Source organism: Rhizobium sp. CB3171, assembly GCF_029714265.1.
Taxonomy (GTDB): domain Bacteria; phylum Pseudomonadota; class Alphaproteobacteria; order Rhizobiales; family Rhizobiaceae; genus Rhizobium.
The window spans coordinates 2,935,001-2,947,301 of record NZ_CP121652.1 but is presented as its reverse complement, the minus strand read 5'-3'; the positions used below and the strand labels follow the sequence as shown (position 1 = coordinate 2,947,301).

Sequence of the window (12,301 nt, the reverse complement as noted above, 5' to 3'; positions counted from 1 at the left end):
CCCGCCAAACTCGTTAAGAGACGCCCCCATTGGGATCAGGCTTTTCCGGCTAATGGACCGGAAGGGCGATTTTGCATGCCGGGCCTACACCATTTCGACCGCCCGGCGCTGGTACTGGTAGAGGCACATGGCACGTATCGTGATGAAATTCGGCGGGACATCCGTCGCGGATCTGGACCGTATCAAGAATGTCGCCCGCCATGTAAAACGCGAGGTCGATGCGGGCCACGAGGTCGCAGTCGTCGTTTCCGCAATGTCCGGCAAGACCAACGAACTGGTCGGCTGGGTGCAGAACACGCCCAAGGTCGCCGGTGCCGACCACTCGATCTATGATGCTCGCGAATATGATGCTGTCGTCGCTTCCGGCGAGCAGGTGACCTCCGGACTGCTAGCGATCGCGCTGCAGGCGATGGGCATCAATGCCCGCTCCTGGCAGGGCTGGCAGATCCCGATCCGCACCGACAACGCCCATGGCGCGGCGCGCATTCTCGAAATCGACGGCAGCGAGATGGTCCGCCGCATGCAAGAGGGCCAGGTAGCCGTCATTGCCGGCTTCCAGGGTCTGGGGCCCGACAATCGGGTTTCGACGCTCGGTCGCGGCGGTTCCGATACATCGGCGGTGGCGATCGCCGCGGCCGTGAAGGCTGATCGCTGCGATATCTATACCGATGTCGATGGCGTCTACACGACCGACCCGCGCATCGAGCCGAAGGCGCGGCGTCTGAAGAAGATCGCCTTCGAAGAAATGCTGGAAATGGCCTCGCTCGGCGCCAAGGTGCTGCAGGTGCGCTCGGTCGAGCTGGCCATGGTCTTTAAGGTTCGCACCTTTGTGCGCTCCTCTTTCGAAGATCCCGATGCTCCGGGCATGGGCGATCTGCTCAACCCGCCCGGAACGCTGATTTGTGACGAGGAAGAAATCGTGGAACAGGAAGTAGTCACCGGCATTGCCTATGCCAAGGATGAAGCCCAGATCTCGCTGCGCCGTCTTGCCGACCGGCCGGGCGTCTCCGCTGCGATCTTCGGGCCGTTGGCCGAAAGCCACATCAACGTCGACATGATCGTTCAGAACATCTCCGAGGACGGTTCCAAGACCGATATGACCTTCACGGTTCCTTCGGGCGATGTCGAAAAGGCGTTGCGCGTTCTCGGCGAAAACAAGGACAAGATTGGCTACGACGTTATCCAGAACGAATCAGGTCTCGTCAAAGTCTCGGTCATCGGCATTGGCATGCGTTCGCACGCTGGCGTTGCTGCGACCGCTTTCCGGGCACTTGCCGAAAAAGGCATCAACATCAAGGCTATTACGACGTCGGAAATCAAGATTTCCATCCTAATCGACGGTCCTTATGCAGAACTGGCAGTCAGGACTTTGCATTCCTGCTACGGTCTGGATAAGAGTTGATTCAGGACTGCTGACGACGGACCGCAACGGAGGCGAGTTTCGGCCGGCCCTGACGTGGGCAAGTCTGGCAATATCTTGATTCAGGAGCTAGAGACGCAATGAGAGACCTATCCGGCGGTCCACGCGTTCTGCTCAAGCGGCTGCGCGAACTCATGGCGGAGCCGCTGGAGCCGCAAGAGCGTCTTGACCGGATCGTCCGCCAGATCGCCAGCAACATGGTCGCGGAAGTCTGCTCGGTGTACGTGTTGCGCGCCGATGGTGTGCTCGAGCTTTACGCCACTGAAGGTCTGAAAAAAGAAGCCGTCCACCTGTCGCAACTGAAGATGGGCCAAGGTCTCGTCGGCACGATCGCCGCTTCCGCTCAACCGCTCAATCTTTCCGACGCGCAGTCGCATCCCGCCTTCCGCTACCTGCCGGAAACCGGTGAAGAGGTCTACCACTCCTTCCTCGGTGTGCCGATCCTGCGCACGGGCCGCTCGCTCGGCGTTCTCGTCGTCCAGAACAAGGCGAGCCGCAACTATCGCGAAGAGGAGCTCGAAGCGCTCGAAACGACGGCGATGGTGCTGGCGGAAATGATCGCCACCGGTGAGCTGAAGAAGATCACCAAGCCGGGCCTCGAACTCGATCTCACCCGCTCCGTCACCATCGACGGCGATAGCTATAATGAAGGCATCGGCCTCGGCTATGTCGTGCTGCACGAGCCACGCATCGTCGTCACCAATCTCCTGAACGAGGATACCGAGAAAGAAATCCGCCGTCTCGCGGATGCGCTTGGCTCCCTGCGCATCTCGATTGACGACATGCTGTCGCGCCGTGACGTTTCGATGGAAGGCGAGCATCGCGAGGTGCTGGAAACCTACCGCATGTTTGCCCACGACCAGGGCTGGGTGCGCAAGCTGGAAGAGGCCGTCCGCAACGGCCTGACCGCGGAAGCCGCGGTCGAGAAGGTGCAGAGCGATACCAAGGCGCGGATGATGCGCCTGACCGATCCTTATCTGCGCGAGCGCATGCATGACTTCGAGGATCTGGCGAACCGGCTGCTCAGGCAGTTGATCGGCTATTCCGGCCGCACCGCGGCCGAGGGTTTCCCGAACGATGCGATCATCTTTGCGCGCGCCATGGGTGCCGCCGAGCTGCTTGACTATCCCCGCGCCAATATTCGCGGTCTGGTGCTGGAAGAGGGCGCCGTCACCAGCCATGTCGTCATCGTCGCCCGCGCCATGGGCATCCCGGTCGTCGGCCAAGCGGCAGGGGTGGTGGCGCTTGCCGAAAACGGCGATCCCGTCATCATCGACGGCGATGGCGGCCATGTGCATCTGCGGCCGATGGCCGATCACCAGCGCTCCTACGAGGAAAAGGTGCGCTTCCGCGCCCGCCGGCAGGAGCAGTTCCGGGCGCTGCGTTCGGTCGAGCCGGTTACCAAGGACGGGCAGCGCATTTCGCTGCTGATGAATGCCGGTCTGCTGGTCGACCTGCCGCAGCTTGCCGAATCCGGCGCGGAAGGCATCGGCCTCTTCCGTACCGAATTGCAGTTCATGATCGCGTCGACCATGCCGAAAGCGGAGGAGCAGGAAGCTTTCTACCGCAATGTCATGAAGCAGGCGGGTGGCCACGTCGTCACTTTCAGGACGCTCGATATCGGCGGCGACAAGGTCGTGCCCTATTTCCGCGCCCATGAGGAAGAGAATCCGGCGCTCGGCTGGCGCGCCATTCGCCTGTCGCTCGATCGGCCCGGCCTGCTGCGCACGCAGTTGCGCGCCATGCTGAAGGCGGCCGCTGATAGCGAATTGAAGATGATGGTGCCGATGGTCACGGAAGTTTCCGAGATCGAAGCGGTGCGCGAGCTCGTGCAGAAGGAAGTGCAGCATCTGTCGCGCTTCGGCCATAGCTTGCCGCGGAAGCTGCAGTTCGGCGCGATGCTGGAGGTGCCGGCGCTGTTGTGGCAGTTGGACGAGCTGATGGCGGCGGTCGACTTCGTCTCGGTCGGCTCCAACGATCTCTTCCAGTTTTCGATGGCGGTCGATCGCGGCAATGCACGCGTCGCGGACCGTTTCGATCCGCTTGGACGCCCGTTCCTGCGCATCTTGCGGGACATCGTGCGTGCCGGCGAGCGCAACAAGACGCCGGTGACGCTTTGCGGCGAACTTGCCGGCAAGACGATTTCGGCCATGGCGCTGCTGGGCGTCGGTTTCCGCTCGGTGTCGATGTCGCCGGCATCCATCGGTCCGGTCAAGGCGATGCTGCTGGGTCTCGACCTCCAGGCATTGACCGAGGTGATGGAAGAGGCGCTGAACGACACGCGTCCGACAACCTCTATGCGCGATATCCTTGCCCGCTTCGCCGAGAGCCACAATATTCCATTGTAGAACAGAACGAATAAGAAGAATCGGAGCGTGGGGTGGCGAATCTTCCCATTGAAAAAATGCGCGAATTGGAGCGCCGTTTCGGCGAGATCGAAGCGCGTATGTCGGCGGGGCCGTCAGCGGACGTCTATGTGAAGCTTGCTTCTGAATATTCCGAATTGCAGCCGGTCGTCACCAAGATCCGCGACTACGAGAAGGCGATCGCCGAGGCTTCGGATCTCGAAACCATGCTTGCCGACAAGTCGGTCGACCGCGAGATGCGGGATCTTGCCGAGATGGAACTGCCGGAGGTCAAGGAGCGGATTGAGATGCTGGAGAAAGACATCCAGATCCTGCTGCTGCCGAAGGATGCCGCCGATGAGAAGAGCGCGATCCTGGAAATTCGCGCCGGCACTGGCGGTTCCGAAGCAGCCCTTTTCGCCGGCGATCTCTTCCGAATGTATGAGCGCTTCGCGGCGAACAATGGCTGGAAGGTCGAAATTCTCTCGGCCAGCGAAGGTGAAGCAGGCGGCTATAAGGAAATCATCGCGACGATTAGCGGCAAGGGCGTATTCTCGCGGCTCAAATTCGAATCCGGCGTGCATCGCGTTCAGCGTGTTCCGGAAACCGAGGCGGGCGGTCGCATCCATACATCGGCGGCGACCGTGGCCGTGCTGCCGGAGGCCGAGGAAATCGACATTGAAATCCGTCCCGAGGATATCCGCATCGATACCATGCGCTCCTCCGGTGCCGGCGGCCAGCACGTCAACACGACGGACTCGGCGGTGCGCATCACCCATCTTCCCTCGGGGATCGTGGTGACGAGTTCGGAAAAATCGCAGCATCAAAACCGCGCCAAGGCGATGCAGGTGCTGCGGTCGCGCCTCTTCGACATGGAGCGCCAGCGCGCCGACAGCGAAAGGTCCGCCGACCGCAAGAGCCAGGTCGGTTCCGGCGACCGCTCCGAGCGCATCCGCACCTATAATTTCCCGCAGGGCCGCGTCACTGACCACCGCATCAACCTGACACTCTATAAGCTCGATCGCATGATGGAGGGCGAGATCGACGAGGTGGTCGACGCGCTTCTGGCGGATTATCAGGCGAGCCAGCTCGCCCAGCTCGGCGAACAGGCATGACGAGCGGGCAGGGGCCGACCGTCGCTGAGCTTTTCCAGGAGGTGCGTGCCCGGTTTATCGAGGCCGATCTCGATGATCCCGCCACCGAGGCGCGCATCCTCGTCGGCGGCCTTCTCGATCTTTCGTCGACCGAGCTCGTCACCCGCGGTTCCGAGAGGGTGGCACCGGATCGCGTGGAAACGGCGCGGGCGGCGGTGGTGCGGCGGCTCAATCACGAGCCGGTGCATCGTATCCTGGGCGAACGGGAATTCTACGGCCTGCCGTTGAAGCTCTCGCCGGCAACGCTCGAGCCGCGGCCCGATACGGAAATCTTGGTCGATACCGTACTTCCGTATGCGCGACGTCTTGCATTAGAGCTCGGGAATATCCATATACTCGACATCGGAACGGGAACCGGGGCCATCTGCCTCGCTTTGCTCCACGAATGTCCGCAGGCGACAGGCATAGGTTCCGATATTTCTGGCGAAGCTTTGGAAACGGCGCGGGCGAATGCAGCGCGTAATGGCTTGGCAACACGGTTTGAAACTGTGCAGGGAAGTTGGTTTGAAGCCATCCACGGTCGATTTCACGTGATTGTCTCAAATCCGCCCTATATTGAGTCCAGGATTATTTCCACCCTCGCTCCAGAAGTAAAGAATTTCGATCCTCCGGCAGCTCTCGACGGTGGCCTAGATGGGCTCGATGCATACAGAGCAATCGCAAAGGATGCGGCGCGGTTTCTACACCGAGATGGTATTGTCGGAGTTGAAATCGGTCATGATCAGCGCAAAACGGTGACTTCGGTTTTTGAAGGAGCAGGATTTTTCCTAATCGACGCAGTTCGGGACTACGGTCATAACGACCGAGTTCTCGTGTTTAAACATCAAGATTGACGCGACAATTTGCTGCAGGTCCAAGGGACCTTGTTGTTATCGCAAAGAAAAGGCTTGGATTTCCTGAGGAAGCAATATAGGTTGCGCTCACGCGTTGGGCGGCTGGGAATAGGCGAGACGATTCGCCTCTCTTGGACAGCCTCGGGGATCCACTCTCTGATAAGAGTGTCAAAGGTTGAAGATAACCCAATGCGTGATCAGTTAATCTGACGTAGTCGAGCGGCAGACGGGCGCTTAAGGCGCGGTTTGCTTGCGGCACGCAGGCCCTGGCTTGGAAGGTTCCGGCCACGGCGGCAGGTGCCGTGCATAATTTCATCCCAACGAAGAGAATTCAGGTGAAGGATCTATGAGGCCAGGACAGCAGAACAAGCGCGGTCGGGGGCGTGGCAACAACGGCGGCGGCGGAAATAACAATAACAATAATTTCAACCGCAAGGGCTCGAACCCGCTGACCAGGACTTACGACAGCTCCGGTCCAGATGTGAAAATCCGCGGAACCGCGCAGCATATTGCCGAGAAGTATTCAGCTCTCGCCCGCGATGCGCAAAGCTCCGGCGACCGCGTCATGGCGGAAAACTATCTCCAGCACGCTGAACACTATAATCGGATCATTGCCAGCGCCCAGGCGCAGATGCAGGAGCGCTATCAGCGCGATGAGCATCATAACTACAACGATCGTGACAACGCCGATCGCGACATCGATGACATCGATGCGAACGAGATGGACGACCAGCCGCAGATGGCTCAGCCTCAGGCGCGTCAGCAGCCTGCCCCCGCCGTTGCCGCGGCTCCAGCTCCCGAGCCGGAAGTCATCGATGGCACCGGCCCGCAGCCGGTGATCGAAGGCATTCCGGCCGAGGTGGCGATCGAAGAAGAGACGCCTGCCGCTGCCACCGAGCGCCAGCCGCGCCGCCGCAACGCCGGCAACCGCCCCCGCCGCCAGCCGCGCCGCAGCGCCGATGGCGAAGGCAAGGGCGAAGCCGCTCCGAGCGATGCGCCGGCTTTGGCAGACGCTGCCTCGGAATAAGAACTGCTTGAATGAACAGGTGGCTGCGACATCAGTCCCAGCCCCTAATCAAAATGTGGAATACCAACAGTCGCAAAGTCGGTCGCAGAACCTCGACTTTGCGACTGTTTTTTTGTTTTGCGCTACCGGTCGGCCTTGCCCCGCATCCTCTGCGAGGACGCTATCCGTTAGATTTGTCTTTCCATGAAGATGGTAATGGGCTGCAGGCTCGGTGGAACCGAGCGGAAGTGGCCGCTTCTTTTAAAGCCAAAGGCATCGTACAAGGCTATGGCCTCGCTCATAAACGTCACCGTCTCCAGACGCACAGTCGTGTATCCATCATTGCGGATCGCGGCCAAGCAGGCCGTCATCAGGCTCCTTGCAACGCCTTTGCCGCGTGCCTCCGGGCGAACATACATTTTCTGCAGTTCTGCAATGCCGTCATCTGATTTCGAGTAGCCGGCACACCCTGCAATGCTTTCGCCCATGCGCGCCAGAAAGAAACCCGCATCGCGGTCGTTGAACTTTTTCATCAGGGTTTCGGGTGTGTGCCCATAGATATATTCGATCAGCTCGGAATCTGGCACCCCGAACTTACGAGACTGTTCCGCGTCCCATTTACTCATGGCATCGATAAGCGCGTGTGCTTCTTCGAAATCGGCCAAGGAATTTATCGTGCGGATTTCCATCAACTTGTCCCCCAGGTGTTAGACGTACCTCTTCTGAAAAATGCTCGGCATGCGAAATTCACTCAGGCTTTTCCAAAAGGCAAGTTGGCGGGGTTAGTAGCGGGGATGAGTGCGGGCTTTTTCATTTCTGCTGCCCTTTAAACTTTTCAAATCTCCTCCCATATTCTTCCCAGTTGCTTCGCCGCAAATCCCAATAAGCGGCGGGCGGGGTCTGCCTTTTCAGGGGGCTCAATCTCAGTCATCGGTCTGCGCCATTAAGGGCAGGGCGATTCATGGAGGTCCGATATGAATATTGAAAAATACTCCGAGCGGGTGCGTGGCTTTTTGCAATCCGCGCAGACCAATGCGCTGGCGCAGGGTCACCAGCAATTCACTCCCGAACATGTGCTGAAGGTGCTTCTGGACGACGACCAGGGCATGGCTGCGTCGTTGATCGAACGTGCCGGAGGCGATGCCAAGGCCGCGCGTCTTGCCAATGACGCAGCACTTGCCAAATTGCCGAAAGTGTCCGGTGGCGATGGCCAGGTTTACCTTTCTCAGCCGCTCGCCAAGGTGTTCACCACGGCCGAAGATGCCGCAAAGAAGGCCGGCGATAGTTTCGTCACCGTCGAACGCCTGTTGCAGGCCTTGGCGATGGAGCCTTCGGCATCGACGTCAGCCGCTTTGAAGAAGGCCGGCGTTACACCCCTCGGGCTCAATCAGGTCATCAATGACATTCGCAAGGGCCGCACCGCTGATTCCGCCAATGCGGAACAGGGCTTCGACTCCTTGAAGAAATATGCCCGCGACCTCACTGGCGAGGCTCGCGAGGGCAAGCTCGATCCGGTGATCGGCCGCGACGACGAAATCCGCCGCACCATCCAGGTCCTCTCTCGCCGCACAAAGAATAATCCGGTTCTGATCGGCGAACCCGGCGTCGGCAAGACGGCGATCGTCGAAGGCCTGGCGTTGCGCATCGTCAACGGCGATGTGCCTGAATCGCTGAAGGACAAGAAGCTGATGGCGCTCGACATGGGCGCGTTGATTGCCGGTGCGAAGTTCCGTGGTGAATTCGAAGAGCGGCTGAAGGCCGTGCTCAACGAGGTGCAGTCGGAAAACGGCGAGATCATCCTCTTCATCGACGAGATGCATACCTTGGTCGGTGCCGGCAAGGCCGATGGTGCCATGGATGCGTCGAACCTCTTGAAGCCCGCGCTTGCCCGCGGCGAGCTGCATTGCGTCGGCGCGACCACGCTCGATGAGTACCGCAAGCATGTCGAGAAGGATCCGGCGCTTGCCCGTCGTTTCCAGCCGGTCATGGTCGAAGAGCCGACGGTCGAAGACACGATCTCGATCCTGCGTGGCCTGAAGGAAAAATACGAGCAGCATCACAAGGTCCGCATCGCCGATGCCGCCCTGGTGGCCGCCGCAACCTTGTCGAACCGCTATATCACCGACCGCTTCCTGCCGGACAAGGCCATCGACCTGATGGACGAAGCCGCCGCGCGCCTGCGCATGCAGGTGGATTCGAAGCCCGAAGAACTCGACGAACTCGATCGCCGCATCATCCAGCTCAAGATCGAGCGCGAAGCGCTGAAGAAGGAGACCGACCAGTCCTCGGCCGACCGGCTGAAGCGGCTGGAGACCGACCTGGCTACGCTTGAAGAGGAGGCCGATGCGCTGACCGCACGCTGGCAGGCCGAAAAGCAGAAGCTGGGCCTTGCCGCCGATCTGAAGAAAAAGCTCGACGAAGCCCGCAACGAACTGGCAATCGCCCAGCGCAAGGGTGAATTCCAGCGCGCCGGCGAGCTTGCCTATGGCGTGATCCCGAACCTGGAGAAGGATCTCCAGGCTGCCGAAGAGCAGGACGGAGGTCGCGATTCCATGGTGCAGGAAGTCGTCACCGCCGACAATATCGCCCATGTCGTCTCCCGTTGGACCGGGATTCCCGTGGACAAGATGCTGGAAGGTGAACGCGACAAGCTGCTTAGGATGGAAGACGAACTGGCGAAGTGGGTCGTCGGGCAGGGCGATGCCGTTCAGGCGGTATCGCGCGCCGTTCGCCGCTCGCGTGCGGGTCTGCAAGATCCGAACAGGCCCATCGGCTCGTTCATCTTCCTCGGCCCGACCGGCGTCGGCAAGACGGAGCTTACCAAGGCGCTTGCCCGCTTCCTCTTCGACGACGAGACGGCGATGGTGCGCATGGATATGTCTGAGTACATGGAGAAGCACTCCGTTGCCCGGCTGATCGGCGCTCCTCCCGGCTATGTGGGCTATGAGGAGGGCGGCGCGCTGACCGAATCCGTCCGCCGCCGGCCCTATCAGGTCGTGCTGTTCGACGAGATCGAGAAGGCGCATCCCGATGTCTTCAACGTCCTGCTCCAGGTTCTGGACGACGGGCGCTTGACGGACGGCCAGGGCCGCACGGTCGATTTCCGCAATACCATGATCATCATGACCTCGAACCTCGGCGCCGAATACCTGACCCAATTGAAGGAAGGGGATGACAGCGACCTGGTGCGCGAGCAGGTGATGGATGTGGTGCGGTCGCATTTCCGGCCGGAGTTCCTGAACCGAGTCGACGAGATCATCCTGTTCCATCGCCTGAAGCGCGAAGAGATGGGGGCGATCGTCAACATCCAACTGGAGCGGCTCTTGAAGCTGTTGTCGGAGCGCAAGATCGCGCTTGAGCTCGACGACGATGCCCGCAATTGGCTCGCTAACAAGGGGTACGATCCGGTTTACGGCGCACGGCCGCTGAAGCGCGTGATCCAGAAATATGTCCAGGACCCGCTCGCCGAACAAATCCTCTCGGGTCAAGTGCCGGATGGATCGGTGGTCAAGGTCACCAGTGGCTCCGACCGATTGCTCTTCCGAGCACGCCAGGCGGTCAGCGAAGCGGCGTAAGCGGCTGCTTCAGAATATAAACTCATGAGATGGCGGCTTTCGGGTCGCCATTTCGTTTTTGAGACAAGGCCGCGGACGATGCCGTTGGTGAGCTGATTGGTCTGCTGAGACGCAGCGTCACTTGAAATTCCCGGTTGCCATCGCGATGGCCGAAGGGCGGTTAAGGATCAATCCTTGCTTGCGACCTGATTCGATTTCTCGTCACTCAGGAGCGTGTCGATACGCTTGCGCTCGTCCTCGAATTTGGCGAGCGCCTCGCCGTCCAAGGACTTGCCGCCGGGCAGGCGGACGCGCAAGGGATCGACCTTGGTGCCGTTGACGATCAGCTCGTAATGCAGGTGCGGCCCGGTTGCGAGACCGGTCGAACCGATGAAGCCGATGACCTGGCCCTGTACCACCTTCGCGCCCGGTACGATGCCTTTGGCTATTGCGCTTTGGTGGTTGTAGGAGGAGACATAGCCGTTGGCGTGGCGGATCAATGTCTGGTTGCCGAAGCCGCCGGAATCCCAGCCGGCCTTTTCAACGACCCCGTTGCCGGCGGCGATGATCGGGGTGCCGCGCGGTGCGGCCCAATCGGCGCCGGTGTGCATGCGCGCAAACCCGAGGATCGGGTGGCGTCGCATGCCGAAGCCGGATTTGAAGATGCCGGTCGGGACGGGATTGCGCAGCAGGAATTGACGGATGCTCTTGCCGTTTTCGTCGAAATAATCGATCGAGTGATCGGCCGGATCTTCGAAACGATAGAAGCGGGTGACAGTGTCGCCGAATTTGGCGTTGACGTAGAGCAATTCGGAATCAGCGCTTGCCTGGCCGTTTTCGTCGGCAACGGAGAAGAAGGCTTCGAGCGAATCCGTCGGCTTCAACTGTGCCTGGAAATCAACGTTGCTGGCGAGCAGTTTGATGATCTGCGCCACCATTTCCCTGGTCATGCCATAGGAGAGGGCGGCACGATACACGCCGTCATAGACGCTCGGCAGGTCCCGGCCGGCGGCTGCTGCCGGTGCGTCATTGTCGAAGGCGGTGGCGATAGCATCGAGCATCGGCGGCTCGCTGCCGGCGACGAAATCGCCATGATCATTTTCGGCGATGGTCAGGACATGCTTGGTACCGCGATAGATGCTGGCGCGAATGATCTTCGCGTGCTCGCCTTTCTGCAGAATTCCGATGCGCAGCACGTCGCCGGCGGAAAGATCGGACGAGCCGAACAGCGGCTCGATCTTGGCCGTAATGTTGTCGGCATCCGCTTTCAGGTAGCCGGCATTGGCGAGTACCGTCCCGATCGGCGTATCCTCGCGCACCGGGATGATGTCGTCGGCGAATTCCTGGGTCTGCGGCGTGACCGCTTCGGGAGAGGATACCGACATGTTTTCTTCGACGACGCGGGCCGCAAGCCCCGCCGTCAGGTCGACATCGGTATCGTCAGTCGCAAAACGGCGCGGATCAACGTAATAGAGCGCGGAAAGCTGGGTATTGTCATCAACCAGCACGGAGCCGTTGGAGCGCACATTCGCCTCGACTTCATCGAGCGACATCGAACCGGCAAGCGGGAAGGGCACATCCTTGGCCGGAAACGGCACGGTCTTGAGGCTGACCTCAGATTCCACATCGGAACCATAAATCGCGCCGGTGCGGTTGGCGGCCGGCGGGATATTCTCATCGGCGGAAAAGATCGCCAGCGGGTCGAAGGCGGGATAGTTCTCTGGAGCGACGCGGTTGGTGGCGAGCGCGATCTTTACATGCGCGAAAGGCTGGCGACGCACCACTTCCTTGTCGCCGTCACGCACGACCGTCGAGACTTCCAGGATATTCCGGTCGGAAGGCTTGGACGCGATCGCGGTGGGCACAAGACGGCCGCCGCGCGTCACCTGGTCCTCTGCGCTGTCGTGGTTGCCGCTGTCTGTTGTTGCATAGGCTTCGGCGGGTATGGCGAGTTGCTGGCGCCCGTCTAGGGCCGCAAACAGGGCAACG

General features: G+C 60.4%; 8 protein-coding genes (1 of these 8 only partly in view). 6 read left to right on the top strand and 2 right to left on the bottom strand.

What is annotated here, in order from left to right; genetic code table 11:
• The first annotated feature begins 127 nt into the window (after positions 1-127).
• From QA648_RS14290 to QA648_RS14270, 5 genes are all read left to right on the top strand, one after another.
• Positions 128-1,402 (top strand): aspartate kinase, encoded by a 1,275-nt coding sequence (locus QA648_RS14290; RefSeq protein ID WP_283047621.1) that lies wholly within the window; start codon positions 128-130, stop codon positions 1,400-1,402.
• 98 nt (positions 1,403-1,500) lie between these two features.
• A complete protein-coding gene (gene ptsP, locus QA648_RS14285) occupies positions 1,501-3,768 on the top strand; it encodes a phosphoenolpyruvate--protein phosphotransferase (RefSeq protein ID WP_104824475.1) in 2,268 nt (755 codons plus the stop codon).
• A gap of 32 nt (positions 3,769-3,800) precedes the next feature.
• Positions 3,801-4,880, top strand: a complete 1,080-nt coding sequence (gene prfA, locus QA648_RS14280; protein WP_283047619.1) for a peptide chain release factor 1 — start codon at positions 3,801-3,803, stop codon at positions 4,878-4,880.
• Positions 4,877-5,752: a peptide chain release factor N(5)-glutamine methyltransferase gene (prmC, locus tag QA648_RS14275; RefSeq protein ID WP_283047617.1), complete on the top strand. Its 876-nt coding sequence runs from the start codon at positions 4,877-4,879 to the stop codon at positions 5,750-5,752. The genes prfA and prmC overlap by 4 nt, the downstream gene beginning before the upstream one ends.
• A 346-nt stretch (positions 5,753-6,098) precedes the next feature.
• A complete protein-coding gene (locus QA648_RS14270) occupies positions 6,099-6,779 on the top strand; it encodes a DUF4167 domain-containing protein (RefSeq protein WP_283047615.1) in 681 nt (226 codons plus the stop codon).
• A gap of 167 nt (positions 6,780-6,946) precedes the next feature.
• Here QA648_RS14270 and QA648_RS14265 read toward each other — a convergent pair whose 3' ends face one another.
• Positions 6,947-7,447, bottom strand: coding sequence for a GNAT family N-acetyltransferase (locus QA648_RS14265; RefSeq protein WP_104824471.1), 501 nt, complete (start codon positions 7,445-7,447; stop codon positions 6,947-6,949).
• Positions 7,448-7,732: 285 nt separating this feature from the next.
• On the opposite strand from QA648_RS14265, the gene clpB reads away from it, so the two are divergent.
• Positions 7,733-10,333 (top strand): ATP-dependent chaperone ClpB, encoded by a 2,601-nt coding sequence (clpB, locus tag QA648_RS14260; RefSeq protein ID WP_283047613.1) that lies wholly within the window; start codon positions 7,733-7,735, stop codon positions 10,331-10,333.
• Between the two features lie 167 nt (positions 10,334-10,500).
• Here the strand turns inward: clpB and QA648_RS14255 are convergent, their stop codons facing one another.
• Positions 10,501-12,301: the 3' portion of a M23 family metallopeptidase gene (locus QA648_RS14255; RefSeq protein ID WP_104824469.1), read on the bottom strand. It continues 149 nt past the right edge of the window; only the last 1,801 of its 1,950 coding nucleotides appear in the window; its start codon lies beyond the right edge, outside the window; it ends in the stop codon at positions 10,501-10,503.